We start from the raw sequence: 23,552 nt of genomic DNA, 5'->3' as shown, positions 1-23,552 counted from the left end.
TCGCCAGCTGATCTACCCGTGAGTAGCATCCTGGTCATGGCAGACACGCAGCAGGTTGACCCGAAGGCCGAGCGCAAGGTGACCCGGCTCGCCCACCAGATCAGCGCCTTCTCCAAGGCCCACGGCGGCGCCGAGGGCCAGGTGGCCCACATCGGTGAGCGCGGTGCCCGCATCGTGCTCGTCGGCCAGGACGGCGGCTGGGGCGACCTGGTGGCGCCCACGTACGCCATCGCCGAGCAGGCGGTGGAGAAGTCCGGCATCACCGTCCACGAGTCGTTCGACGGCGAGTTCGCGGCGAAGGTCGCGACGGGCCCGTACGAGTGGAAGCGGATGGCGGGCATGCAGATCGGCTGACCAGCACGCCCGGGAAGGGCCGCGGGGAACTGCGCGACACGGCGGCAGGACCCGCAGCCGCCGGACGACCTGAGGTCCCCGACAGGCCGCGACCTCGAACCCCGTTCACCCGTTAGGACGTGTAAGGCAGCACGCGTCCCACGGGGAGTCCCGGATGATCGAAACGCCGTCCCTCGTGGACCAGTACTGCCACGGAGTGCTGCGCACCGAACTGGGCCTCGGCACGTTCGAGGCCCAACTCGCCCGCACCGAGGGACCACCGGCCCCGGGCACCACCCTCTTCGACACCCAGACCGGTTTCGCCGTGCGGCGCTGGTGCCCACCCCTGCTCGGCCTGGAACCGCACTGCCCGCCCGCCCGCTATCTGGCCCGGCGCCGGGAACTGGGGGTCCTGGAAGCGGGCCGCAGGCTGCTGCGGGGCAGCGGGATCACCACCTACCTCGTCGACACGGGCCTGCCCGGCGACCTCACCGGCCCCGCCGAGATGGCCTGCGACGGCGACGCCGACGCGCGCGAGATCGTCCGTCTGGAGCCGCTGGCCGAGCAGGTCGCCGACACCTCCGGCACCGTCGAGTCCTTCCTGGCCAACCTCGCCGAGTCCGTGCACGGCGCCGCCGCGAACGCGGTGGCCTTCACCTCCGTCGCGGGCCTCAGACACGGCCTGGCCCTCGCACCCGAGCCACCGGGGCCGGGCGAGGTGCGGGGCGCGGCGGCCCGCTGGCTGGCCGGGCGCCGGGTCGGCGGCCCGCTGACAGACCCCGTGCTGCTCAGGCACCTGCTGTGGATCGCGGTCGCCTCCGGTCGGCCGCTGCAACTGCACGCCGGAATCGGCGAGCCCGGTTCCCGCATCGACCGCACCGACCCGGTGCTGCTGACCGACTTCGTGCGGGCCACGGCCGGCCTCGGCACCGACCTGATCCTGCTGCACGGCTACCCGTACCACCGCCACGCCGCCCACCTGGCCGGTGTCTTCTCGCACGTCTACGCCGACTCGGGCGCCGCGCTCGTGCGTACCGGCGCCCGCGCGGCCACGGTCCTCGCGGAGACCCTGGAGCTGGCCCCCTTCGGCAAGATCCTCTTCTCCACCGGCGCCCACGGTCTGCCCGAGCTGCACGTCGTGGGCGCCCGCCTCTTCCGCGAGGCGCTGGGCCGCGTCCTGGGCACCTGGGTGGCCGAGGGCGCGTGGTCCCTGGAGGACGCCCAGCGAGTGGCCCGGCTGATCGCGGCGGACAACGCGCGACGGGTCTACGGGCTGCGCTGAGGTCTGTACGGTGCGTCCGGCGCTGTCCAGACTGGTGCGATGCCGACCGACGCGCTCCTCGCCCGCTTCCTGCACGCACTGTCGGAGCTGAGCCCGCTCGCCGTCTGGGCGCACGGCTCCCTGGCCGGAGGCGACTACCAGGAGGGCCGCAGCGATCTGGACCTGATCGCGGTGCTGCCCGAACCGCCGGCCCTGAGGACCGTACGGCGCCTGGTGACGCTGCACCGGCGGCTGCGCACCCAGCCGCTCGCCGCGAAACTCCACTGCAGCTACCTCGCCCCGGCCACCCTGGACGACCCGGAACGCTCGCACCCGACCTGGGCGCACGGACGCGCGATGCGCCGCCCGGTCACCCCCGTCACCCGGCGCGAGCTGCACGCGTTCGGCCGGGTGCTGCACGGGCAGGCGCCCGCCCGGCTGCTCCCGCCGGTACCCGACCGGCAGCTCCATGACTTCGTCGTCCAGGATCAGCGGGACTTCTGGCGGCCGGCCGTGGACAAGGCCCGGCTGTGGCGGCAGGACGCCTGGGTCGACCTGGGGATGCTGACCTTCGCCCGGGCCACCGTGACCCTGCGCGACGGACGGCTGGTCTCCAAGCGGCAGGCGCTCGGCGAGCTGTCCGCGCTGGGCGCCCCGGCCGAGGTCGTCGCGGACATCGCACGACGGCGCTACGGAAACCCGGCGGACCCCGTTCCGGCCGCCGACGGCCGGCTCGCCCGCCGGGCCGGGCTGACCCGCGCCTACCTCGGCCCGGCGATCGACGCGCTGGTCACCCGGTACGGGTGAGTCACGCGCGGGTGCCGACCGTCACCCCGGCCGAGGGACCGGGCAGGTCCGGGGCGGGCTCCGGGCGCTCGCGCAGCGCCAGCAGGACGCGCAGCGTGCCGATCCAGATCAGGCACGAGCCGAGCATGTGGAGGCCGACCAGGACCTCGGGCAGGTGCGTGAAGTACTGCACGTAACCGATCACGCCCTGGGCGAGCAGGACCACGAACAGCTCCCGCGTCCGCGCCAGCGGCCCCCGGGGCGCGTCCACCGCCTTCAGCACGAACCACAGCGCGAACGTCAGCGTGACCACGATCCAGGCGAGCACCGCGTGCAGCTTGGCCACGGTCTCCCAGTCGATGGGGATCCGGTCGACCTCGCTGGAGTCACCCGCGTGCGGTCCGGCCCCCGTCACCACCGTGCCGACGGCGATGAGCAGCACGGACGCGGCCACCAGGAACCACACCAGCTGCTGCACCGCCTTGCCGACCAGCGGACGCGGGGCGGCGTCGCCCTCGCGGGTGCGCTGCCACATCACCGTCGCGACGGCGATCAGCGCCGTGGAGAGCAGGAAGTGCGCGGCGACCGTGTACGGATTGAGGCCGACCAGCACCACGATGCCGCCGAGCACCGCGTTGCCCATGACGACCCAGAACTGCGCCCAGCCCAGCCGGATCAGGCTGCGCCGCCAGGGCTTCTGGGAGCGGGCCGCGACGATCGCCCAGCCGACGGCCGCGCACAGCACGTACGTCAGCATGCGGTTGCCGAACTCGATGACCCCGTGGAAGCCCATGGCCCGGGTCGTGGTCAGCGAGTCGTCGGTGCAGGTGGGCCAGGTCGGGCAGCCGAGGCCCGAGCCGGTCAGCCGGACGGCGCCGCCGGTGACGACGATGACCACCGACATGGCGAGCGCGGCGAGGGCCGCCCGCTGGACGGTCCGGGGATCCGGGGTCCAGCGTTCGGCGATGAAGGCGAGCGGGTTGCGCAGGGCCGCCTGGGCGTCGGCGCGGTTCAGCTTTGGCACGCGCACCATCGTAGGCCGCCGCTTGTGCACGCGTTCACGAGGGTCGGCTCCCGGTGCGTTGAGAAAGGTCACTCCCGCGCGCTGAGGAAGGTCATTCCCAGCGGAAGAACTTCCCCGCGGCCGCCAGCCCGAGCACCGCCCACACGGCGAGGATCCCCAGGTCGCCCCAGGGCATCCCGGCGCCGTGCTGGAGCACGTCCCGCAGACCGTCCGACAGCGCCGAGATCGGCAGCAGGCCGAGAACGTGCTGCCCGGCCGAGCCGAACTTCTCCAGCGGCACGATCACCCCGCCGCCGACGAGCAGCAGCAGGAAGACCAGGTTGGCGGCGGCCAGCGTCGCCTCCGCCTTCAGGGTGCCCGCCATCAGCAGGCCGAGCCCGGAGAACGCGGCCGTGCCGAGGATCAGCAGGAGCAGCACCGCGGCGGGGTTGCCGTGCGGGGACCAGCCCAGCGCGAAGGCGATCACCGTCAGCAGGATCACCTGGAGGATCTCGGTGACCAGCACGGACGCCGTCTTCGCGGTCATCAGGGCCCAGCGGGGGAGCGGGGAGGACGCGAGCCGCTTGAGGACGCCGTAGCGGCGCTCGAAGCCGGTCGCGATCGCCTGCCCGGTGAACGCCGTCGACATCACGGCGAGCGCCAGGATGCCCGGCGCGAGGAAGTCGACCGCCTCGCCCTCGCCGGTGTCGACGATGTCCACGGAGCTGAAGAGCGCCAGCAGCAGGGTCGGGATGACGACCGTCAGCAGCAGCTGCTCGCCGTTGCGCAGCAGCATCTTCGTCTCCAGCGCCGCCTGCGCCGCGATCATGCGGGACAGGGGGGCCGCACCCGGCTTCGGGGTGTAGGTGCCCGCGGTGGTCATGAGCGCAGCTCCTTGCCGGTCAGCTCCAGGAAGACGTCCTCCAGGGTGTGCCGTTCCACCGAGATCCGGTCCGGCATCACCCCGTTCTGGGCACACCACGAGGTCACCGTGGCGAGCAGTTGCGGGTCGACCTTGCCGACGACCCGGTAGGCGCCCGGGGTCAGCTCGGCGGCCGTGCAGTCGGCCGGGAGCGCCTTGAGCAGCGAGCCCACGTCGAGGCCGGGACGGCCGGTGAAGCGCAGGGTGTTCTCGGCGCCGCCCTTGCACAGCTCCTCGGGGGAGCCCTGGGCGATGACCCGGCCGCCGTCGATGATCGCGACGTCGTCGGCGAGCTGCTCGGCCTCTTCCATGTAGTGCGTGGTGAGGATGACCGAGACGCCGTCGGCGCGCAGGTCCCGCACCAGGTCCCAGGTGGCCCGGCGGGCCTGCGGATCGAGGCCGGCCGTCGGCTCGTCCAGGAACACCAGCTCAGGGCGGCCCACGACGGCCATGGCGAGCGCCAGCCGCTGCTGCTGGCCGCCGGACAGCCGCCGGTAGCCGGTCCGGCCGCAGGAGCCGAGCCCGAGGCGCTCGATCAGCGCGTCCACGTCCAGCGGGTGCGCGTGCAGCCTGGCGACATGGCGCAGCATCTCGTCCGCTCTGGCGCCCGAGTACACGCCCCCGGACTGGAGCATCACCCCGATACGGGGCCGCAGCTCGGCCGACTGCCGGACCGGGTCGAGGCCCAGGACGCGCACCGTGCCGGAATCCGGCTTCCGGTACCCCTCGCAGGTCTCGACCGTGGTGGTCTTCCCCGCCCCGTTGGGGCCGAGTACGGCGGTCACTCCCGCCCTGGCCACCAGGTCGAGGCCGTCCACCGCGGTCTTCGTGCCGTACCGCTTCACCAGGGCCTGGACCTGGACCACGGGCTCACTTCGCATGGCTCCAGAGTCTAGGGAGACCGCTTGCCGTTCAGGTGGGCGGGTGCGGGAACTCCTCCTCACGGGGACGGTGCAGCGGCAGCCACCGCTCGGCGTAGGCCACCGCGTCCGCCACCGGGAACAGGCGTACGTCCGCCGCGCCGACCCTGCCGCGTACGACGGGCCGGTCCCGTTCGAAGTCGTGTCCCAGCTCGTCGAAGCGGTCGGAGCTGAGGGAGACCTCGACGACCGTCTCCCAGCCGCCGTCGGGCGCCGGCCGTCCGACCTCGACGCGTGGCGCCGGTGTCCGGTACTCGGCCAGGTGGAAGCTGGTGCAGGCGTCGTAGCCCGCGCCGAGCAGCAGCACCCGGGCGCCCAGCTTCTCCAGCCGGGCCAGCGGGCTGCGCTCGCCGAGCCGGCAGTCGGGCGCGTGGCCCTCGGTGATCTCCCGCGCGTGCGGGCCGAGGGCGGCGAAGGAGGTCTGCGGATGGGCGCTGCGCAGGGCGCCGGGCCAGGTCCGCACGGTCTCGGGGAGCACGCCGACTCCGCGCGAGGGGGTGGTCAGCGGGTCGTACGGGGGCATGGTGGCCCGGATGCGGTCCCACCACTCCTCGGGGACCGGCGGCCTGCTCCACAGCGCCGGGTCGGACAGGTGGGCCGACTGGGTGGGGACGACGAGCGTGCCCGACGGGCCGAGCGCGTCGAGGATGCCCTGGACGACCGCGACGGCGCCTCCGTTGACCCAGCCGAGGGAACGGAGCGAGGAGTGCACGAGGAGGGTCTCGCCGGTCTCGACACCGAGCAGGCGCAGCTGTGCGGCGACGGTGTCCCGAGTGACAAGAGGGCCGGTCGGAGGGGGCGTGGGCATGGTTCGGGAGTCTTCCCGAAGGGGTCGCGGAGCGCCACCGATTTGCCCTGCGAGGCGTCGGCGACGTTCGATCAGAAGATCGTTTCCGCGGGTCGGATTAGGTATACCTAAGTGACGCAGGGCACCGACCGGTGATCCGAACGGCGCTTGTCAGGCTCTGAGGAATTACGCAACAATGGCGTTGTGAAAAACGTCGGCGAGGCTCGGGAGACCCCGGTGGGGACCCCGCAGGAGGAACTCGCGGCTGGGATGCGCTCGGATCGCTCGACGCGCAACCGGGTCGCGCGGTCGATCCTGGACCACGGCCCGTCGACCGTCGCCGAACTCGCCGGCCGGCTGGGACTCACCCAGGCGGCCGTACGGCGCCACCTGGACGCGCTGGTCGCCGACGACGTCGTCGCGGCCCGCGAGCAGCGGGTGTACGGCACGCGCACGCGGGGCCGTCCCGCGAAGGTCTTCGCGCTCACCGACTGCGGCCGGGACGCCTTCGACCAGTCGTACGACAAGCTGGCCGCGGACGCCCTGCGCTGGATCGCCGAGCGCGAGGGCGGGCCGGAGGCGGTCGCCGCCTTCGCCCGCGCCCGGATCGCCGCCCAGGCAGGCGCGTACCGCGAGGCGATCGAGAGCGTGAGCCCCGACAAGCGCGCCGAAGCGCTGGCCAAGGCCTTGAGCGCCGACGGGTACGCTGCTACGGCGCGCAGCGCACCGGTCGGCGAGCAGCTCTGCCAGCACCACTGCCCGGTCGCCCATGTCGCCGAACAGTTCCCGCAGCTGTGCGAGGCGGAGACGGAGATCTTCGCCGAGCTGCTGGGCACCCACGTCCAGCGACTGGCGACCATCGCGCACGGCGACGGCGTCTGCACGACGTTCATCCCCAAGATTTCCACTGACGCACCTGCAAGCACGGCCGGGAGGAACCCCGCATGACTCTCCCCACGGAGACTGCTCACCCCGAACTCGAGGGCCTGGGCAAGTACGAATACGGCTGGGCCGACTCCGACGTGGCCGGTGCGTCCGCGCGCCGTGGCCTGAACGAGGACGTCGTCCGCGACATCTCGGGCAAGAAGTCCGAGCCGGAGTGGATGACGAAGCTGCGTCTCAAGGGCCTGAAGCTCTTCGAGAAGAAGCCCATGCCGAACTGGGGCTCGGACCTGTCGGGCATCGACTTCGACAACATCAAGTACTTCGTGCGCTCCACGGAGAAGCAGGCGGAGTCCTGGGAGGACCTGCCCGAGGACATCAAGAACACCTACGACAAGCTGGGCATCCCGGAGGCCGAGAAGCAGCGCCTCGTCGCCGGTGTCGCCGCCCAGTACGAGTCGGAGGTCGTCTACCACCAGATCCGCGAGGACCTGGAGGAGCAGGGCGTCATCTTCCTCGACACCGACACCGCCCTGAAGGAGCACCCGGAACTCTTCAAGGAGTACTTCGGCACGGTCATCCCGGCCGGTGACAACAAGTTCGCCTCGCTGAACACGGCCGTGTGGTCCGGCGGCTCCTTCATCTACGTGCCGAAGGGCGTGCACGTCGAGATCCCGCTCCAGGCCTACTTCCGCATCAACACGGAGAACATGGGCCAGTTCGAGCGGACCCTGATCATCGTCGACGAGGGTGCCTACGTGCACTACGTCGAGGGCTGCACCGCCCCGATCTACAAGTCGGACTCGCTGCACAGCGCCGTGGTCGAGATCATCGTCAAGAAGAACGCCCGCTGCCGCTACACGACCATCCAGAACTGGTCGAACAACGTCTACAACCTGGTCACCAAGCGCGCCGTGGCCTACGAGGGCGCGACCATGGAGTGGATCGACGGCAACATCGGCTCCAAGGTGACGATGAAGTACCCGGCCGTCTACCTGATGGGCGAGCACGCCAAGGGCGAGACCCTGTCCATCGCCTTCGCGGGCGAGGGCCAGCACCAGGACGCCGGCGCCAAGATGGTCCACATGGCGCCGAACACGTCGTCCAACATCGTCTCGAAGTCGGTCGCGCGCGGCGGCGGTCGTACCTCCTACCGCGGTCTGATCGAGATCGGCGAGGGCGCCGCCGGGTCGAAGTCGAACGTGCTGTGCGACGCGCTGCTGGTCGACACCATCTCCCGGTCGGACACGTACCCGTACGTGGACGTCCGCGAGGACGACGTGTCCATGGGCCACGAGGCCACCGTCTCCAAGGTCTCCGAGGACCAGCTCTTCTACCTGATGAGCCGCGGCCTGTCCGAGGACGAGGCGATGGCGATGATCGTGCGCGGCTTCGTCGAGCCGATCGCCAAGGAACTGCCCATGGAGTACGCGCTGGAGCTCAACCGGCTGATCGAGCTGCAGATGGAGGGCGCGGTCGGTTAAGACCGCCCCCATCGCCAGCAGACGTCTTACTCAGGAAAGAGAGCACTACGACAGCCATGGCTGAGGCCCAGAACATCCCGGTGGGTTCCACCACCGCCGGCTCGATCGCGGTCGCCGCGGAGTCGACCGTCGTCTCCCGCATGAGCGCGCCCCCGTCCTTCGACGTGGCGGACTTCCCGGTCCCGCACGGCCGCGAGGAGGAGTGGCGGTTCACCCCGCTGGAGCGGCTGCGCGGACTCCACGACGGCACCGCGGTCGCGAACGGCGGCGGTGTGAAGGTCGACGTGCAGGCCCCCGAGGGCGTCGTCGTCGAGACCGTCGGCCGCGACGACGCGCGGCTCGGCAAGGCGGGCACCCCCGTGGACCGGGTCGCCGCACAGGCGTACTCCGCCTTCGACAAGGCCTCGGTCGTGACCGTCCCGAAGGACACCGTCCTCACCGAGCCGATCCGCATCGCCGTGCACGGCCAGGGCGGCACCGCCTTCGGCCACCAGGTGATCGAGCTGGGCGCCTTCGCCGAGGCCGTCGTCGTCATCGACCACACCGGTGACGCGGTGCTCGCCGCCAACGTGGAGTACCTGCTCGGTGACGGTGCCAAGCTGACCGTCGTCTCCGTCCAGGACTGGGACGACAAGGCAGTCCACGTCGCCCAGCACAACGCGCTGGTCGGCCGGGACGCCTCCTTCAAGTCCGTGGTCGTGACCTTCGGCGGCGACGTGGTCCGGCTGCACCCGCGCGTGGAGTACGCCGGCACCGGCGGCGAGGCCGAGCTGTACGGCCTGTACTTCACCGACGCCGGGCAGCACCAGGAGCACCGCCTCCTGGTCACCCACAACGCCGCGCACTGCAAGTCGAACGTCGCCTACAAGGGCGCGCTCCAGGGCGACGGGGCGCACGCGGTCTGGATCGGTGACGTGCTCATCGAGGCCAAGGCCGAGGGCACGGACACCTACGAGATGAACCGCAACCTGGTCCTCACGGACGGCGCGCGCGTCGACTCGGTTCCGAACCTGGAGATCGAGACCGGCGAGATCGTCGGCGCCGGCCACGCCTCCGCCACCGGCCGCTTCGACGACGAGCAGCTCTTCTACCTGATGGCCCGCGGCATCCCGGAGCACGAGGCCCGCCGTCTGGTGGTCCGCGGCTTCTTCGCAGAGCTGGTCCAGCAGATCGGTGTCGCGGACATCGAGGAGCGCCTGCTCGCCAAGATCGCGGAGGAGCTGGAGGCTTCGGTCGCATGACCTTCGTACGCGCCTGTGGGCTGAGTGAGCTGGCGGAGGACACCCCGAAGCGGGTGGAACTCGACGGCACGCCGGTCTCGGTCGTGAAGACCGAGGGCGAGGTGTTCGCCATCCACGACATCTGCTCCCACGCGAACGTCTCCCTCTCCGAGGGCGAGGTGGAGGACTGTCAGATCGAGTGCTGGCTGCACGGCTCCTCCTTCGACCTCCGCACCGGCAAGCCGTCCGGCCTCCCCGCGACGCGCCCCGTCCCCGTTTACCCCGTAAAGATCGAAGGGGACGACGTTCTCGTCTCCCTCACCCAGGAGTCCTGAGGCACCCATGGCAACGCTTGAAATCCGAGACCTGCACGTCACCGTCGAGGCCGACAACGCCACGAAGGAGATCCTCAAGGGCGTCGACCTCACCGTGAAGCAGGGCGAGACGCACGCCATCATGGGCCCCAACGGCTCCGGCAAGTCGACCCTCGCCTACTCCCTCGCGGGTCACCCGAAGTACACGATCACCAGCGGCACCGTGCTGCTCGACGGCGAGGACGTCCTGGAGATGTCCGTCGACGAGCGTGCCCGCGCGGGCCTGTTCCTGGCGATGCAGTACCCGGTCGAGGTTCCCGGCGTCTCGGTCTCCAACTTCCTGCGCACCTCCGCCACCGCCATCCGCGGCGAGGCCCCCAAGCTGCGCACCTGGGTGAAGGAGGTCAAGGAGGCCATGGAGCGCCTCCACATGGACCCGTCCTTCGCCGAGCGCAACGTCAACGAGGGCTTCTCCGGCGGTGAGAAGAAGCGCCACGAGATCCTCCAGCTCGAGCTGCTCAAGCCGAAGGTCGCGATCCTGGACGAGACCGACTCCGGCCTGGACGTCGACGCGCTCCGCATCGTCTCCGAGGGCGTCAACCGCATCCGCGAGACCGGCGAGGTCGGCACCCTGCTGATCACGCACTACACGCGCATCCTGCGCTACATCAAGCCCGACTTCGTCCACGTCTTCTCGGCCGGCCGCATCGTCGAGTCCGGCGGCGCCGAGCTCGCCGACAAGCTGGAGGACGAGGGCTACGAGGCATACACGAAGGGTGGCGCATCCGCGTGACACAGCTGCCGGGCCTCCTCGACACCGAGGCGATCCGCAAGGACTTCCCCGTCCTGGACCGTCTGGTCCACGACGACAAGAAGCTCGTGTACCTGGACAACGCGGCGACCTCCCAGAAGCCGCGCCAGGTACTGGACGCCCTGAGCGAGTACTACGAGCGCTACAACGCCAACGTCCACCGCGGTGTGCATGTGCTCGCCGAGGAGGCCACGGCGCTGTACGAGGGCGCGCGCGACAAGGTCGCCGCGTTCATCAACGCGCCGAGCCGCGACGAGGTGATCTTCACCAAGAACGCCTCGGAGTCGCTGAACCTCGTGGCGAACATGCTGGGCTGGGCCGACGAGCCCTACCGGGTGGACCACGAGACCGAGATCGTCATCACGGAGATGGAGCACCACTCCAACATCGTGCCGTGGCAGCTGCTCGCGCAGCGCACGGGCGCGAAGCTGAAGTGGTTCGGCCTGGACGACGAAGGTCGCCTGGACCTCTCCAACATCGACGAGATCATCACGGAGAAGACGAAGATCGTCTCCTTCGTGCTGGTGTCGAACATCCTGGGCACGGTCAACCCGGTCGAGGCGATAGTGCGCCGCGCGCAGGAGGTCGGCGCGCTGGTGTGCATCGACGCCTCGCAGGCCGCCCCGCACATGCCGCTGGACGTGCAGGCCCTCCAGGCCGACTTCGTGGCGTTCACCGGCCACAAGATGTGCGGCCCGACCGGCATCGGTGTCCTGTGGGGCCGCCAGGAGCTGCTCGAGGATCTTCCCCCCTTCCTGGGCGGCGGCGAGATGATCGAGACCGTCTCGATGCACTCCTCGACCTACGCCCCGGCGCCGCACAAGTTCGAGGCGGGCACGCCCCCGATCGCCCAGGCGGTCGGCCTGGGCGCGGCCATCGACTACCTCGAGTCGATCGGCATGGACAAGATCCTCGCCCACGAGCACGCGCTCACCGAGTACGCGGTGCGGAAGCTGAGCGAGGTCCCGGACCTGCGGATCATCGGCCCCACCACGGCCGAGGACCGCGGAGCCGCGATCTCCTTCACACTCGGCGACATCCACCCGCACGACGTGGGCCAGGTCCTCGACGAGCAGGGCATCGCGGTCCGCGTCGGCCACCACTGCGCGCGGCCCGTCTGCCTGCGCTACGGAATTCCTGCGACCACGCGAGCGTCGTTCTATCTGTACTCCACGCCGGCCGAGATCGACGCACTGGTCGAGGGGCTGGAGCACGTTCGGAACTTCTTCGGCTGAAGGGCGTGAGCTGAGACCGTGAAGCTGGATTCGATGTACCAGGAAGTCATCCTGGACCACTACAAGAACCCGCACGGGCGTGGTCTGAGGGATGGCGACGCCGAGGTGCACCATGTGAACCCGACGTGCGGCGACGAGATCACCCTCCGCGTGAAGTACGACGGCACGAAGATCGCGGACGTCTCCTACGAGGGCCAGGGCTGCTCCATCAGCCAGGCCTCCGCCTCCGTGCTGAACGAGCTGCTGGTCGGCAAGGACGTGGCCGAGGCGCAGAAGGTCCAGGAGACCTTCCTGGAGCTGATGCAGTCCAAGGGCCGGATCGAGCCGGACGAGGCGATGGAGGACATCCTGGAGGACGCGGTCGCGTTCGCCGGTGTCTCCAAGTACCCCGCCCGGGTCAAGTGCGCCCTCCTGAGCTGGATGGCGTGGAAGGACGCGACGGCCCAGGCGCTGGGTGGCGCCGACGCCGAAAGGAAGACCGCATGAGCGACACAGTGGAGATGAAGCCGGCGTCGGAGGAAGAACTCCGCGAGGCCCTGATGGACGTCGTCGACCCCGAGCTGGGCATCGACGTCGTCAACCTCGGCCTCATCTACGGCATCCACATCGACGAGGCCAACATCGCCACCGTCGACATGACCCTGACGTCGGCGGCCTGCCCGCTGACGGACGTCATCGAGGACCAGGCCAAGTCCGCCACGGACGGCCTCGTCAACGAGCTGCGCATCAACTGGGTCTGGATGCCGCCGTGGGGCCCGGACAAGATCACGGACGACGGCCGCGAGCAGCTTCGGGCGCTCGGGTTCAACGTCTGACACAGACCCTGTGGAAGGGGCCATGGCCAGGTGCCGTGGCCCCTTTCGCGTACGTGCTCGCCGCCGGGCGCGGCCTTCCGCTCCGGAGCCCGGTCGTGCCCGGCTGCGCGGCCGTTGTGTACGCCTGTACACAGCGGCTGTGTACGCTCGTACACATGGGATACCTGTTGCTCGCCGGCGCCATCGCCGCCGAGGTCGCCGCCACCACGGCGATGAAGTACAGCGAGGGGTTCAGCAGGCTCTGGCCCTCCCTCGTGACGGCTCTGGGCTACCTCGTCTCCTTCGCTCTGCTCGCCCAGACGCTGAAGACCGTGCAGATCGGCACGGCGTACGCGATCTGGTCCGGCGTGGGCACCGCGACCGTCGCCGTCCTCGGTCTGCTGCTGTTCGGCGAGGGTCTGAGCGTGGCCAAGGTCGCCGGGATCCTGCTGATCGTCGGCGGAGTGGTGGTCCTGAACCTGGGCGGAGCGACGCACTGATGCCCCGCCGGTACGACCCCGAGCGGCGGCAGCGGATCATCGACGCGGCGATCCGCGTGGCCGGCCGGGACGGCATCGCCGGGCTGAGCCACCGCTCGGTCGCCGCCGAGGCCGACGTACCGCTCGGCTCCACCACGTACCACTTCGCCACCCTGGACGACCTGCTGGTGGCCGCCCTCCGCCAGGCCAACGAGGGCTTCGCCGGGGCCCTGGCCGGCAGCGGGGTGCTGGAGGACGCCGACGGCGACCTCGCCGCCGGTCTCGCCCGGGTCCTCGGACAGTGGCTGGGCGGCGGCCGGCCGGGCGTCGAGCTGGAGTACGAGCTGTATCTCGCGGCCCTGCGCCGTCCCGCCCTGCGGCCCGTCGCGGCCCAGTGGACCGAGGAGACGGCCGAGCGGCTGGCCGCGCGGGTCGATCCGGTGACGGCGCGGGCGCTCCTGGCGCTGATGGACGGCATCTGTCTGCAGGTGCTGCTGACGGGCGGTTCGTACGACGAGGAGTACGCGCGGGAGGTGCTGGCTCGGGTGATCCCCTGAACCCGCGCCCGGCACGTGAGACACGGTTCGCTCCCGCACCCCGCCTCACGTTAGGTTTTCCCCATGACCGACTCTGCTTCCCGCACCACCGGCGCCGTGGCCGCCGGCCTCGCCACGATCGCCTCCGACGGCACCGTTCTCGACACCTGGTTCCCGGCCCCCGAGCTGGTCGCCGAGCCGGGCCCCGCCGGCACCGAGCGGCTGTCCGCCGAGCAGGCGGCGGAGCTGCTGGGCGGCGGAGCGACCGCGGCGATCGGCCCGGACAACCGCCGGGGTGTCGAGGTGGTCGCGGTCCGCACGGTCATCGCCTCGCTGGACGAGAAGCCGATCGACGCGCACGACGTCTACCTGCGCCTGCACCTGCTCTCGCACCGCCTGGTCAAGCCGCACGGCCAGAGCCTGGACGGCATCTTCGGTCACCTCGCCAACGTCGCCTGGACCTCGCTCGGCCCGGTCGCCGTGGACGACATCGAGAAGGTGCGGCTCAACGCCCGCGCCGAGGGTCTGCACCTGCAGGTGACCTCGATCGACAAGTTCCCGCGCATGACGGACTACGTCGCCCCGAAGGGCGTCCGCATCGCCGACGCCGACCGGGTCCGGCTGGGCGCGCACCTCGCCGAGGGCACCACGGTCATGCACGAGGGCTTCGTCAACTTCAACGCCGGCACCCTCGGCACCTCCATGGTCGAGGGCCGGATCTCCGCCGGTGTCGTGGTCGGCAACGGCTCCGACATCGGCGGCGGCGCCTCCACCATGGGCACCCTGTCCGGCGGCGGCAACGTGATCATCTCCATCGGCGAGCGCTGTCTGATCGGCGCCGAGGCGGGCGTCGGCATCGCGCTCGGCGACGAGTGCGTGGTCGAGGCCGGCCTGTACATCACCGCGGGCACCCGGGTCACCATGCCCGACGGCGAGATCGTCAAGGCCCGGGAGCTGAACGGCGCCTCCCACATCCTCTTCCGCCGCAACTCGGTCACCGGCAAGGTCGAGGCCCGCCCGAACAACGCGGTCTGGGGCGGCCTGAACGACATCCTGCACAGCCACAACTGACGCACCCCGTCCGAAGCGCCCCGCACCCCGGGTGAGGGGCGCTTCGTCATGCGGGCAGGCCGGGGGTGCCGGTCGCGAACTGCCTCAGGGCCCTGAAGTCGGCCTCGCGCAGCCCCCGGCGCGGATCGACGTGGTGCAGCAGGGCCGGGCCGGGATGACGGGCGGCCACGTACACGGTGTCCGCCGGGCTCTGCTCGTCGTCCACCCAGGCGAACGGGCGGCCCTCGGCGTAGGCCACGATCGCCTCCGTCTTCCAGTGGACGCCGTCCGGGCGCTCGGCGAACAGGCCGGTGCCGAAGTCGACGTACGGCAGCTCGGGCAGGCCGACGACCGGGGCGATCCAGCGGTTGGCCTCGGCCATCCAGGTGGTCGCCCAGCACAGGTCGTAGCCGAGGCCGAGCAGCGCCGGGCCGTGCGCCGGATTCAGCCAGACCCGCAGCGGGCGGCGTGAGTGCAGGGGCACCCGGATCGTCGTGTAGCCCTCGGGCCGGCGTTCCGGCTGGGCCGCGTACGGGTTGAGGGGGCCGTCGACGTCCAGGAACAGCAGGGGGCGGCTCACGGGGCCACCGTACGGCAGGGGAGGCGGCAGGCGGGGCGGGGGAGCCGGACCGGTCCGGCCCGTGCGGGTCGTGCGCGGCCGCGCGTGCCGTCCCGCTCACAGCCGGCAGGGCCGTCCGCGGTGTGCGCCGGGCGGTGATCAGACGGCGGGCGGGGCGTCCGCCGCGAGTCGTTCGTACAGTGCCAGCAGCCCGTCGGCCGTCTCCCGGCCGGCGGGCAGCAGCGGTGCGCGGACCGGGCCGGCGGGCAGTCCCAGGCGGGCCAGCAGGGCCTTCGCGGTGACCGTGCCCGGCAGGCCCGCACCCATCATCGCCTCGATCAACGGCACCACCCTCAGCTGGAGTTCCCTCGCCCGGGCGGTGTCGCCCGCGTCGAAGGCGTCCAGGATCGCCGCGATGTGGGCCGGCACGGCATTGCCGACGGTGCTCACGCAGCCCACAGCGCCCACCGCGTACAGCGCGAGCACATGCTCGTCGCAGCCCGCGTAGTACGCCAACTCCGTTCGCTCCAGCACCTTCTGGGTGCCGAGGAAGTCGTAGGCGCAGTCCTTGACGGCCACGATCCGGGGGTGTTCGGCGAGGCGGATCATCGTGTCCGGTTCGATCCGGGTGCCGGTGCGGCCCGGGATGTCGTAGAGCATCACCGGAAGAGCGCTCGCGTCGGCGACCTCCAGGAAGTGGGCGGCCACGGCCTGCTGCGGTGGCCGGCTGTAGTACGGCGTCACCACCAGGACGCCGTCGGCACCCGCCTTCTCCGCCGCGAGGGCCAGCTCGACCGTGTGCCGGGTGTCGGACGTGCCCACGCCCGCGACCAGCGTGGCCCGGTCACCGACCGCCTCCCGGACGGCCGCGATCAGCTCCGCCTTCTCGGTGTCCGCGGTGGTCGGCGACTCGCCCGTCGTGCCGTTGAGGACCAGACCGTCACAGCCCTGAGCCAGCAGCCGAGCGGCCAGGCGCCCGGCTCCGTCCAGGTCGAGGGCGCCCCCCTCGGCGAACGGCGTGATCATCGCGCAGAGGGTGCGGCCGAAAGGCGGGGTGGGCCTGTGCGTGCTCGTCATGGGAGTAGTCTCGGCACCGCAGCTGTGAAGCTCTACTTAATTCTTCTGCACAGTATGGGTAAGTACACCTAAGGTGTCCGGGGTTCCTGTGTCCAACTCGGCCGTCATGGGTCACTATGGCCGGAGGGTCAACCGACGTCAGGTCATGGGAGGCGCCATGAAGCTGGGCAAGGCACTGGCCACCGGGGTCGCCGAGGAGCGGCCACTCGTCCACGAAGAGGAAGCACGGCTGCCCGAGCGGCTCCCCGAGGGCACCGCCCGCACCGAACCGGCCGAGCCGGACCGCGAAGAGGCCCCGGTCGCCCGATGAGACTGCGGCTCCCGGCGGAACACCCGGCGGAGCCGCCGACCGGATACAAGATCGCCCACCCGGTGCTGTCCCAGGACGGCACCCGTGCCGGGTTCACCGGGGTGTCCCTGGGCGGCGCACTGCCGTACGGGGTGCTCGACGACGCCTCCTGCGTGTACGGCCGACGACACCGCCCGCCCGCGCGGCTGTGCGACTGCGGCTTCCACTGCGTCCACGACCGCACGGCGGCCGAGGCCCTGCTGTGCACCGCCGAGCACCGGGCCGCCGTGCTGCTCGAGGTCTCGGTGCTCGGCGCCTACATCCGCTTCGAGCGCGGCTTCCGCTACGCCCGGCAGCGGGTGCGTACGGCGACCGTGGGTGCCTGCGGCTGCGGTGCCGGTGCGGTCGGGCTGGCCGACGCGGGCTGGGGCAGACCCGGCTGGCGGGCTCTCGTGCCCGTCTGCGCGGGCTGTGCGCGCGGGCGTACCTCCGTCTCCCTCGCGGGGTTCGCCCGGCTGGCCGGGGACGGGCTGCGGGTGGTCGCCGGAGGCGGCGGTACGGCGGGCGCATCCACCGAGTTGACGGGCGGCAGCGAGCTGGGCGTGCCGGAACTCGTCGCGGAGGCGGCCCTGTTGCAGGCGCGCCTGGACTGGTTCCAGGCCCAACTGGCTCGCCTGGGCGAGCGCGGAGGCGGGGGAGTGGAGCACGGCTAAGGGTCTGCGGGACGGGTACCCGGATGTTCCGTACAGAGAGGAGGCGGAACACCGTGACCGTGACCCCCCACGCACGGCCCGCGGCCGACGGGCACCCCTCCACAGGCGAACTCGTCGGCCGGGCCACCGAACAACTCTCCACGCTCCTGCGCCAGGAGGTCGCCCTCGCCAAGGAGGAACTGACCGAGAAGGGACGTCGTGCCGGACGCGGCGGCGGACTGCTCGGTGCCGCGGGCGCCGTCGGATACGTCGGTCTGATCACCCTGGCCGGCGCCGCCACCGCCGCCCTCTCCCTGGCGCTGCCCGTGTGGGCGGCGGCACTGATCGTGGCCGCGGTCTTCTTCGCGGTGGCCGGCATCCTGGCTGCGACCGGACGCGCCCAGCTGCGCCGTGCCGCCCCGGCCACACCCGAGGAGACCCTCGGCAGCGTCAGGGCGGACGTCGACGCGATCAGGGAAAGGGCACACCGATGAGGCACAAGACCCCGCACGGTTCGGGCGCCAAGGGCCCCGACGAGCTGCGGCAGCAGATCGAACACACCAGGAACCAACTCGGCGAGACCGTCGCGCAGTTGGTGGACCGGGCCGATGTGAAGGGCCGGGCCCGTGCCCGGGCCGCCGACCTGAGGGACAAGGCCGGCGCCATGACCGTCCAGCTGCGCACGAGCGCCACCCACGCGGGGCACACCGTGCAGGACCGGGCGGGCCGTGCCGGGCACGTGGTGCAGGACCGGGCGGCCCATGCCGGGCACGTGGTGCAGGACCGGGCGGCCCATGCCGGTCACGCCGTCCAGCGCCGGGCCGGACGCGCGGGCCAGTCCATGGAGGGCGGTGTCCCGCAGCCGCTGCGCCGTGCGATGCGCGCGGCGCAGCGGCACCCGGGGCCGGTCCTGGCCGTGGGCGTCCTGGGCGCGGCCGCGGTGACGGCCGGCATCGCCTGGCGCAGGCAGCGCCACCACTGACGGCGGGCGCGCGGCACAGGGGCATCGCACCACCCTCCCACCGAAAATTCTGTCCTCCTGGACAAGAAAAGTTTTCGGTGGGAGGGTGGTCGCATGCTGGACGTGAGCGTGATCGAGGACCCCGAGGCAGCGGCCGTATCGCTCGACCCGATACGGGCCCGGCTGCTCGCCGAGCTGGCCGCCGAACCGGCGTCGGCGGCGATGCTGGCCGGCCGGGTAGGACTGCCCCGGCAGAAGGTGAACTACCACCTCAAGGCGCTGGAGCGGCACGGACTGGTCGAGCTGGCCGGGGAGCGCCGCAAGGGCAATGTCACCGAGCGGTTGATGCGCGCGACCGCCGCGTCGTACGTCATCTCGCCGGCCGCCCTCCCCGCCGTGCAGCCGGACCCGGACCGCTTCCGCGACCAGCTCTCCGCGCGCTGGCTGCTCGCGCTCGGCGCCCGCCTCGTGCGGGACGTCGGCGCGCTCATCACCGGCGCCACGAAGGCCCGCAAGCGGCTGGCGACCTACGCCCTGGACGGCGAGGTCCGCTTCGCCTCCGCCGCCGACCGTGCGGCCTTCGTGCAGGAGCTGACGGCGGGCGTGAGCGCCCTGGTGCGCAAGTACGACGCCCCCGGCGCCGAGGGCGGCCGCGACCACCGGATCGTCGTCGCGCTGCATCCCAAGGTCGAGGACCGGCCCACCATCGAGAGCTGAGCAGGAGCCCGCCATGCCCGAGGAATTCGAGATCGTCCGCGAGTTCGAGGTCGACGTCCCGCCCGAGGAGGTGTGGGAGGCCGTCACCACCGGCACGGGCGGCTATCTGTGGCCGATGGATCCGCCCGAGCCCCGGGAGGGCGGCAAGGGACCGTTCGGGTCCACCGTCGTCACCTGGGACCCGCCCCACCGCTACACCAACCGCAGCGAGGACGTCGGTTTCCCGACCCAGTCGCTCAACCAGCTGGACTACACCATCGAGCCCCGCGACGAGGGCCGCCGCGCCTGGGTGCGCTACGTCCACAGCGGCATCTTCACGGACGACTGGAACAACCAGTACGACGGCGCGAGCAAGCACACCAACTTCTATCTGCACACCCTGCGCGAGTACCTCACGCACTTCGCGCCCCGCCCGGTCACCTTCGCCCAGCTGAACGGGCCCGAGACCTCGCGGAGCCCGCGGGCGCTCGCCGCCGTCGGCCGTGCGCTCGGCCTGGCGGACGACACGGCAGCGGGCACGAAGGTCGGCGCCCAGGGACCCGGCGGGCGGACCCTGGACGCCGTACTCGACTACCGCAACCCCTACTTCATCGGGCTGCGCACCGACACCGCACTCATCCGCTTCTTCGGACGCGGCCACTGGGGCGCCCCGCTCGGCATCAGCGTGCACGACTTCGCGCCGGACGCCGACGCCCGGGCGAACGAGACAGCCTGGCAGGACTGGCTGAACGGCGTGTTCGGCCAGTCCTGAGCCCGCCGGGCGTCCGGACTACGGGCGGAACCTCAGCACCTGCGGGTCGTGGTCGCTGATCTGGTCGTGGAACTCCGAGTTGATGTGCACGCTGTCGTACTCGAAGTCGCAGCCGCGCCGGATCGCCGGGCTGATCAGGATCTGGTCCAGGACCTGCTGGTTGCCCTGGTAGTCGTAGGTGTAACGCTCGCTCCCGGGCAGCGACTTGATCGCCGACCACAGCTCGCCGTCCCCCTCGAGGATCTTCGCGGTGCCGGAGAACTCGAAGTCGTTGATGTCGCCGAGCGCGATGACGTCCGCGTTCTTCTGGACGTCCAGGAGGTCCTTGACGAACGCGTGCACCGCGGTCGCCTGTGCGTGGCGCTGGATCTCCGAGCTGCGTACCGGCGGCTGGTACTGCGCGGTCAGCCCCTGGTCGCCGCCCTTGGAGTTGAGGTGGTTGGCGATCACGAAGACCGTCCGGCCACCGAAGACGAACTCGCCGGCCAGCGGCTTGCGGCTGTTGCTCCAGGCCGCGTTCGCCGGATCGATCCGGCCCGGCGAGACCGTCAGCTGCGCCTTGCCGTGCACCTTGGTGACGCCGACGGCGGTGGTCGAGTCGCCGCCCGCGCGGTCCACGAAGGACACCCGCTCGGGGTTGAACAGGAACACCTGGCGGATGTTGCCGCCCGGCTCACCGCCGTCCTGGTCGTCGACCGGGTCGATCGCGCGCCAGTCGTAGGCCGGGCCGCCCGCTGCGACGATCGCGTCGATCAGCTTGCTCACGGTCTCGCTCGCGTCGACCGTGCCGTCGTCCTTGGCGCCGTTGTTGTCCTGGATCTCTTCCAGGGACACGATGTCCGGCGACTGGAGGTTGTTCACGATCGCGGCGGCGTGCCGGCCGAAGGTGGTGTCCGACGGGTCGAGGTTCTCGACGTTGTAGGTCGCCACCGCGAGCTCGCGGTCCGACTGCTTCCGCGTCGTCTCGCGCTCCAGGCCGCCGCTGTCCAGCGCGCCGAGCTCGCGCGCGACGAGGGTGTAGCCGCCGTACTGGTTGAAGTCCAGCGGGCCGGTGGTGGGGCCGGTGAGCGTGTCGCCGACGTTCGCCTTCGGGAAGTCGGCGGTCGAGCCCAGCGACTGGATCTGCAGCCGGCCCGTGTTCTGGGAGTCGTAGGAGCCGTAGACCGTGCCGCCGCGGCGGCTCTGGTGCTCGTGCGGCTTCACCGTGACCCACAGCTCGCTGTACGGGTCGGTCGCGGTGACCACGCGGGCGTCCGCGACCTGGACGTTCATGCCCTCCAGGGACTCGTAGTAGTCCAGCGCGTACGTCGACGGGTCCAGGGTGAGGCCGTTGACGGAGCCGCTCGCGGCCGGGTCACCGGTGGGGGCGTAGGCGTCCGGTACGGAGTCCTCGCCGACGGCGACCGGGGCCGGGACCGCGTTGCCGGTGGAGACGGTGGTGATCACCGGCTTGGTGATCTCCGTCAGCGACTGGTTGCCCGAGGAGGCGCCGCCCGGCACGTACTCGGAGACCGTGCCGGTGACCGTGACCGAGTCACCGACCGCGACCTTCGGCGTGGAGCTGGTGAAGACGAACACACCCTCACTGGTGGCCGGGTTGTCGTCCGGGGCCGGGTCCTGGAGCCAGAAGCCCCTGGAGGAGCCGTAGGTGCGCGTCGCCGTGACGACGCCGGGGACGTCCGTCACCTTCTGGCCGGCGAACGGCGATATTCGGGTCGTGCCCTGGACGTCGTGGACGCGCACCGAGTCGGCGTGCGCGGGGGACGTCAGGACGACGGCGGACGCCGCGCTGCAGACGGCGGCGACGGTGAGCGCGGCGAGGCGCGCGGAAGACCTGCTCGGCAAGGGTTCCCTCCGGGGACGTGCGTGAGCGCCGGGACGAGGGTGGAACGGGAGCGTGTGGGGCTCGTGGCCCTCAGTGACACGCGTAGAGCCGAGTGAACAGTTGTCCCCCCAACGTCTACGCGCGTCAATCTCCTGCCTGACGGCGGGAGTTGTCAAGGTTTCGGCCATGTACGACCGCGGACCGGGAGATGAACCGGGCGGCATGGGTGGAAATCCGTCTAGGCTGAGCGGCTGAGCCCGTTCACGGTCCGAGGAGAACCAGCCGATGTCAGACAGCTCCCCCCTGCCGCCCGTACGGCTGCACCCCGAAGCGGAGCTGGCGCGCGCCGCGCTGTCCACGCCGTTGCTCTCCCGTGCCGCCCGCCTCGCCCGCTGGGCCGGACCCGAGACCCGCGTGGACGCCGGTGGCGGACTCGTCGAGGAGCAGCTGCCGGCCGCCGCCGAACTGCTCGGGCTGAGCGGTGACGACGCCGCGGCCCATGCCAGCGAGGCCTGGCGGGTCGCCGTGGACGCCGGACTGGTCGAGATCGTGGACGAGCAGGGCGGGACCGTGGCGGCCGGCGCGGACCTGGCGCTGCTCACCGGCGGCTCCCCGCACGATGTGCTCACCGTGTGGCTCGCCGCCGTGGAGACCGTCATCGCGGATGCGGGCGTGCCCGACCTGGACGGACTGGTCGACGCGCTGGACGAGGGCGGCGAGGTCGATTTCTCGTCACTCGACTGGGACCCGGAGGCCGAGGCGGAGTTCCTCGACGGCGTCCTCGGCAACCTCTACCTGCTCACCGTGAGTGAGGACGGCCCCGGCGCGGGCCCCGTCCCGCTGCCCGCCCTCGCCGCGTCGATGATCGTGCCCGACGACATGGGCGAGCCCACGAACGACGTCCTGGAGCAGGTCTCCGACGCCATGATGCGGCTCGACGACCAGTTCCGGACGCTGGAGCCGATCGGCTTGGTGGAGTACCAGCCGGTGGACGAGGCGCTCATGGCGGACACCGAGGAGGAGCCCGCCGCGCCGGTCGACGAGAGCGACGTCTCCCGCTACGGCATGGTCCGGCTCACCCCGCTCGGCGCCTACGGGCTGCGGGCGCGACTGCTGGAGGCCGGCTTCGCGGCACCGGCCGTCGGTGAACTGGTCGACAAGGGCGCGGACGCGCTGCTCGACGGCACGGCCGGGTTCGGGCAGTCCGCCGCGCGCGCCGAGACCGAGCAGTGGCTTGCCCGCCGCGAACCGCTCGCCGCGGCACGGGAGTTGCTCGCGGCGGCACGGGGCGCGGATGCGGGGGCCCCGCTGCGCAGGCTGCGCTGCCAGCAGGCGCTGTCCCTGGTGGGCGCGGAGGCAGAGCCCGCGCTGCGGGAGGTGCTCGACGACCCCGAGCTGGGCGGACTCGCCCGGGTGTGGCTGAGCGAACGGGGAGCCGCCGGGGTGCCGGCGCCCTCGCAGGAGCTGGTGTTCTGGCTGACCATCGACACGGTTGCCGCGCAGCTGGCCGCCGAGGGCAACTCGGAGGAGCTGCAGGCGCTGGTGGAGGGGCTGGCCGAGCAGCACAGCGGGTTCTTCGCGGCGGCCTGGCGGGTGGAGCATCCCGCGACGGCCGATGTGCTGGAGGCGATGGGGCGGCTGCACCCGGACAAGAAGGTGGCGAAGGAGGCCCGGAAGGCCGCGTTCAAGGCGCGGTCGCAGCAGGGCGGGTGAGAGCCGCAGGGGGTGTGCGGCGCCTGCTCCGGCACCGCCGGGCCGCCCTGACCGCTGACCGCTGAGCGGCTGGGGACGGGTGCCGGGGACGGGAGCAGCGCGGTCGGCTCGGCGGCTCCGGGCAGGGCGCGGCCTTCGGCTCCTCCCTGCC

28 protein-coding genes are annotated in these 23,552 nt (G+C 71.6%); 21 read left to right on the top strand and 7 right to left on the bottom strand.

Going from position 1 to position 23,552, the window contains the following annotated elements; genetic code table 11:
* Positions 1-36 precede the first annotated feature (36 nt).
* The 3 genes from ACGFRF_RS18715 (at position 37) to ACGFRF_RS18705 (ending at position 2,401) form a co-directional block, all read left to right on the top strand.
* Positions 37-354 carry a hypothetical protein gene (locus ACGFRF_RS18715; RefSeq protein ID WP_393741175.1) on the top strand — a complete coding sequence of 106 codons (318 nt, stop codon included), beginning with the start codon at positions 37-39 and terminating at the stop codon, positions 352-354.
* A gap of 154 nt (positions 355-508) precedes the next feature.
* Positions 509-1,615 carry an amidohydrolase family protein gene (locus ACGFRF_RS18710; protein WP_393741173.1) on the top strand — a complete coding sequence of 369 codons (1,107 nt, stop codon included), beginning with the start codon at positions 509-511 and terminating at the stop codon, positions 1,613-1,615.
* Between the two features lie 39 nt (positions 1,616-1,654).
* Positions 1,655-2,401, top strand: coding sequence for a nucleotidyltransferase domain-containing protein (locus ACGFRF_RS18705; RefSeq protein WP_393741171.1), 747 nt, complete (start codon positions 1,655-1,657; stop codon positions 2,399-2,401).
* A 1-nt stretch (position 2,402) separates the two neighbouring features.
* Here ACGFRF_RS18705 and ACGFRF_RS18700 read toward each other — a convergent pair whose 3' ends face one another.
* From ACGFRF_RS18700 to ACGFRF_RS18685, 4 genes are all read right to left on the bottom strand, one after another.
* The gene (locus ACGFRF_RS18700) at positions 2,403-3,413 is read right to left on the bottom strand and encodes a heme A synthase (protein WP_393741169.1); all 1,011 of its coding nucleotides are present in this window, start codon (positions 3,411-3,413) and stop codon (positions 2,403-2,405) included.
* Positions 3,414-3,495: 82 nt separating this feature from the next.
* The gene (locus ACGFRF_RS18695) at positions 3,496-4,266 is read right to left on the bottom strand and encodes an ABC transporter permease (RefSeq protein WP_393741167.1); all 771 of its coding nucleotides are present in this window, start codon (positions 4,264-4,266) and stop codon (positions 3,496-3,498) included.
* The gene (locus tag ACGFRF_RS18690; RefSeq protein ID WP_393741165.1) at positions 4,263-5,186 is read right to left on the bottom strand and encodes an ABC transporter ATP-binding protein; all 924 of its coding nucleotides are present in this window, start codon (positions 5,184-5,186) and stop codon (positions 4,263-4,265) included. Before ACGFRF_RS18690 ends, ACGFRF_RS18695 begins: the two co-directional genes overlap by 4 nt.
* A gap of 31 nt (positions 5,187-5,217) precedes the next feature.
* The gene (locus tag ACGFRF_RS18685) at positions 5,218-6,033 is read right to left on the bottom strand and encodes an aminoglycoside N(3)-acetyltransferase (RefSeq protein ID WP_393741163.1); all 816 of its coding nucleotides are present in this window, start codon (positions 6,031-6,033) and stop codon (positions 5,218-5,220) included.
* A gap of 183 nt (positions 6,034-6,216) precedes the next feature.
* Between ACGFRF_RS18685 and ACGFRF_RS18680 the strand changes: the two genes are divergently transcribed.
* The 11 genes from ACGFRF_RS18680 to dapD all read left to right on the top strand — a co-directional run bounded on the left by ACGFRF_RS18680 (position 6,217) and on the right by dapD (position 14,838).
* Complete coding sequence (locus ACGFRF_RS18680) at positions 6,217-6,960, top strand: helix-turn-helix transcriptional regulator (protein WP_393741161.1); 744 nt, start codon at positions 6,217-6,219, stop codon at positions 6,958-6,960.
* Positions 6,957-8,378 (top strand): Fe-S cluster assembly protein SufB, encoded by a 1,422-nt coding sequence (gene sufB / locus ACGFRF_RS18675; RefSeq protein WP_393741159.1) that lies wholly within the window; start codon positions 6,957-6,959, stop codon positions 8,376-8,378. Before ACGFRF_RS18680 ends, sufB begins: the two co-directional genes overlap by 4 nt.
* A gap of 56 nt (positions 8,379-8,434) precedes the next feature.
* Positions 8,435-9,619, top strand: a complete 1,185-nt coding sequence (gene sufD / locus ACGFRF_RS18670; RefSeq protein ID WP_393741157.1) for a Fe-S cluster assembly protein SufD — start codon at positions 8,435-8,437, stop codon at positions 9,617-9,619.
* Entirely contained in the window at positions 9,616-9,933 is a 318-nt protein-coding gene (locus ACGFRF_RS18665; RefSeq protein WP_393741155.1) for a bifunctional 3-phenylpropionate/cinnamic acid dioxygenase ferredoxin subunit, read from the top strand. Before sufD ends, ACGFRF_RS18665 begins: the two co-directional genes overlap by 4 nt.
* Before the next feature lie 7 nt (positions 9,934-9,940).
* Entirely contained in the window at positions 9,941-10,705 is a 765-nt protein-coding gene (sufC, locus tag ACGFRF_RS18660) for a Fe-S cluster assembly ATPase SufC (protein WP_393741153.1), read from the top strand.
* Entirely contained in the window at positions 10,702-11,958 is a 1,257-nt protein-coding gene (locus ACGFRF_RS18655; protein ID WP_393741151.1) for a cysteine desulfurase, read from the top strand. The genes sufC and ACGFRF_RS18655 overlap by 4 nt, the downstream gene beginning before the upstream one ends.
* A gap of 18 nt (positions 11,959-11,976) precedes the next feature.
* Positions 11,977-12,444, top strand: coding sequence for a Fe-S cluster assembly sulfur transfer protein SufU (gene sufU, locus ACGFRF_RS18650; protein WP_393741149.1), 468 nt, complete (start codon positions 11,977-11,979; stop codon positions 12,442-12,444).
* Positions 12,441-12,773, top strand: coding sequence for a metal-sulfur cluster assembly factor (locus ACGFRF_RS18645; protein WP_393741147.1), 333 nt, complete (start codon positions 12,441-12,443; stop codon positions 12,771-12,773). Before sufU ends, ACGFRF_RS18645 begins: the two co-directional genes overlap by 4 nt.
* Positions 12,774-12,928: 155 nt before the next feature.
* Positions 12,929-13,252 carry a DMT family transporter gene (locus ACGFRF_RS18640; RefSeq protein ID WP_393741145.1) on the top strand — a complete coding sequence of 108 codons (324 nt, stop codon included), beginning with the start codon at positions 12,929-12,931 and terminating at the stop codon, positions 13,250-13,252.
* Positions 13,252-13,788, top strand: coding sequence for a TetR/AcrR family transcriptional regulator (locus ACGFRF_RS18635; RefSeq protein WP_393741143.1), 537 nt, complete (start codon positions 13,252-13,254; stop codon positions 13,786-13,788). Before ACGFRF_RS18640 ends, ACGFRF_RS18635 begins: the two co-directional genes overlap by 1 nt.
* Positions 13,789-13,851: 63 nt before the next feature.
* Entirely contained in the window at positions 13,852-14,838 is a 987-nt protein-coding gene (dapD, locus tag ACGFRF_RS18630; RefSeq protein ID WP_393741141.1) for a 2,3,4,5-tetrahydropyridine-2,6-dicarboxylate N-succinyltransferase, read from the top strand.
* Positions 14,839-14,884: 46 nt separating this feature from the next.
* On the opposite strand, the gene ACGFRF_RS18625 is transcribed toward dapD, so the two are convergent.
* Positions 14,885-15,397 (bottom strand): hypothetical protein, encoded by a 513-nt coding sequence (locus tag ACGFRF_RS18625; protein WP_393741139.1) that lies wholly within the window; start codon positions 15,395-15,397, stop codon positions 14,885-14,887.
* Between the two features lie 138 nt (positions 15,398-15,535).
* Entirely contained in the window at positions 15,536-16,453 is a 918-nt protein-coding gene (dapA, locus tag ACGFRF_RS18620; RefSeq protein WP_393741137.1) for a 4-hydroxy-tetrahydrodipicolinate synthase, read from the bottom strand.
* Between the two features lie 157 nt (positions 16,454-16,610).
* Between dapA and ACGFRF_RS18615 the strand changes: the two genes are divergently transcribed.
* From ACGFRF_RS18615 to ACGFRF_RS18590, 6 genes are all read left to right on the top strand, one after another.
* Positions 16,611-16,763, top strand: a complete 153-nt coding sequence (locus ACGFRF_RS18615; RefSeq protein WP_393741135.1) for a hypothetical protein — start codon at positions 16,611-16,613, stop codon at positions 16,761-16,763.
* Positions 16,760-17,455, top strand: a complete 696-nt coding sequence (locus ACGFRF_RS18610) for a hypothetical protein (protein ID WP_393741133.1) — start codon at positions 16,760-16,762, stop codon at positions 17,453-17,455. The genes ACGFRF_RS18615 and ACGFRF_RS18610 overlap by 4 nt, the downstream gene beginning before the upstream one ends.
* 53 nt (positions 17,456-17,508) lie before the next feature.
* Positions 17,509-17,928, top strand: coding sequence for a phage holin family protein (locus ACGFRF_RS18605; RefSeq protein ID WP_393741131.1), 420 nt, complete (start codon positions 17,509-17,511; stop codon positions 17,926-17,928).
* Positions 17,925-18,416, top strand: a complete 492-nt coding sequence (locus ACGFRF_RS18600; protein WP_393741129.1) for a DUF3618 domain-containing protein — start codon at positions 17,925-17,927, stop codon at positions 18,414-18,416. The genes ACGFRF_RS18605 and ACGFRF_RS18600 overlap by 4 nt, the downstream gene beginning before the upstream one ends.
* A 93-nt stretch (positions 18,417-18,509) precedes the next feature.
* On the top strand, positions 18,510-19,112 hold the full coding sequence (locus ACGFRF_RS18595; RefSeq protein ID WP_393741127.1) for an ArsR/SmtB family transcription factor: 603 nt from the start codon (positions 18,510-18,512) through the stop codon (positions 19,110-19,112).
* Between the two features lie 13 nt (positions 19,113-19,125).
* Entirely contained in the window at positions 19,126-19,863 is a 738-nt protein-coding gene (locus ACGFRF_RS18590; RefSeq protein WP_393741125.1) for an SRPBCC domain-containing protein, read from the top strand.
* Positions 19,864-19,881: 18 nt separating this feature from the next.
* On the opposite strand, the gene ACGFRF_RS18585 is transcribed toward ACGFRF_RS18590, so the two are convergent.
* Positions 19,882-21,708, bottom strand: coding sequence for an endonuclease/exonuclease/phosphatase family protein (locus ACGFRF_RS18585; protein WP_393741123.1), 1,827 nt, complete (start codon positions 21,706-21,708; stop codon positions 19,882-19,884).
* Positions 21,709-21,973: 265 nt separating this feature from the next.
* Here ACGFRF_RS18585 and ACGFRF_RS18580 point away from each other — a divergent pair, with 265 nt between their 5' ends.
* A complete protein-coding gene (locus tag ACGFRF_RS18580; RefSeq protein ID WP_393741121.1) occupies positions 21,974-23,401 on the top strand; it encodes a hypothetical protein in 1,428 nt (475 codons plus the stop codon).
* Positions 23,402-23,552: the final 151 nt, after the last annotated feature.

The sequence above is a fragment of the Streptomyces sp. NPDC048521 genome (assembly GCF_043199855.1).
GTDB lineage: Bacteria > Actinomycetota > Actinomycetes > Streptomycetales > Streptomycetaceae > Streptomyces.
Note: the sequence above shows the minus strand (reverse complement) of the source record. Positions and strands in the feature narration are given on the sequence as shown.

Bases quoted from the DNA above. Each gene is read 5' to 3' on its own strand.
- ACGFRF_RS18590 (WP_393741125.1), top strand. From the start codon at position 19,126: ATGCCCGAGGAATTCGAGATCGTCCGCGAGTTCGAGGTCGACGTCCCG.
- dapD (WP_393741141.1), top strand. From the start codon at position 13,852: ATGACCGACTCTGCTTCCCGCACCACCGGCGCCGTGGCCGCCGGCCTC.
- ACGFRF_RS18685 (WP_393741163.1), bottom strand. From the start codon at position 6,033: ATGCCCACGCCCCCTCCGACCGGCCCTCTTGTCACTCGGGACACCGTC.
- sufB (WP_393741159.1), top strand. From the start codon at position 6,957: ATGACTCTCCCCACGGAGACTGCTCACCCCGAACTCGAGGGCCTGGGC.
- ACGFRF_RS18715 (WP_393741175.1), top strand. From the start codon at position 37: ATGGCAGACACGCAGCAGGTTGACCCGAAGGCCGAGCGCAAGGTGACC.
- sufC (WP_393741153.1), top strand. From the start codon at position 9,941: ATGGCAACGCTTGAAATCCGAGACCTGCACGTCACCGTCGAGGCCGAC.
- ACGFRF_RS18640 (WP_393741145.1), top strand. From the start codon at position 12,929: ATGGGATACCTGTTGCTCGCCGGCGCCATCGCCGCCGAGGTCGCCGCC.
- ACGFRF_RS18700 (WP_393741169.1), bottom strand. From the start codon at position 3,413: ATGGTGCGCGTGCCAAAGCTGAACCGCGCCGACGCCCAGGCGGCCCTG.
- ACGFRF_RS18580 (WP_393741121.1), top strand. From the start codon at position 21,974: ATGTCAGACAGCTCCCCCCTGCCGCCCGTACGGCTGCACCCCGAAGCG.
- ACGFRF_RS18610 (WP_393741133.1), top strand. From the start codon at position 16,760: ATGAGACTGCGGCTCCCGGCGGAACACCCGGCGGAGCCGCCGACCGGA.
- ACGFRF_RS18690 (WP_393741165.1), bottom strand. From the start codon at position 5,186: ATGCGAAGTGAGCCCGTGGTCCAGGTCCAGGCCCTGGTGAAGCGGTAC.
- ACGFRF_RS18595 (WP_393741127.1), top strand. From the start codon at position 18,510: ATGCTGGACGTGAGCGTGATCGAGGACCCCGAGGCAGCGGCCGTATCG.
- ACGFRF_RS18645 (WP_393741147.1), top strand. From the start codon at position 12,441: ATGAGCGACACAGTGGAGATGAAGCCGGCGTCGGAGGAAGAACTCCGC.
- ACGFRF_RS18665 (WP_393741155.1), top strand. From the start codon at position 9,616: ATGACCTTCGTACGCGCCTGTGGGCTGAGTGAGCTGGCGGAGGACACC.
- sufD (WP_393741157.1), top strand. From the start codon at position 8,435: ATGGCTGAGGCCCAGAACATCCCGGTGGGTTCCACCACCGCCGGCTCG.
- ACGFRF_RS18710 (WP_393741173.1), top strand. From the start codon at position 509: ATGATCGAAACGCCGTCCCTCGTGGACCAGTACTGCCACGGAGTGCTG.
- ACGFRF_RS18695 (WP_393741167.1), bottom strand. From the start codon at position 4,266: ATGACCACCGCGGGCACCTACACCCCGAAGCCGGGTGCGGCCCCCCTG.
- ACGFRF_RS18615 (WP_393741135.1), top strand. From the start codon at position 16,611: ATGAAGCTGGGCAAGGCACTGGCCACCGGGGTCGCCGAGGAGCGGCCA.
- ACGFRF_RS18635 (WP_393741143.1), top strand. From the start codon at position 13,252: ATGCCCCGCCGGTACGACCCCGAGCGGCGGCAGCGGATCATCGACGCG.
- dapA (WP_393741137.1), bottom strand. From the start codon at position 16,453: ATGACGAGCACGCACAGGCCCACCCCGCCTTTCGGCCGCACCCTCTGC.
- ACGFRF_RS18705 (WP_393741171.1), top strand. From the start codon at position 1,655: ATGCCGACCGACGCGCTCCTCGCCCGCTTCCTGCACGCACTGTCGGAG.
- ACGFRF_RS18600 (WP_393741129.1), top strand. From the start codon at position 17,925: ATGAGGCACAAGACCCCGCACGGTTCGGGCGCCAAGGGCCCCGACGAG.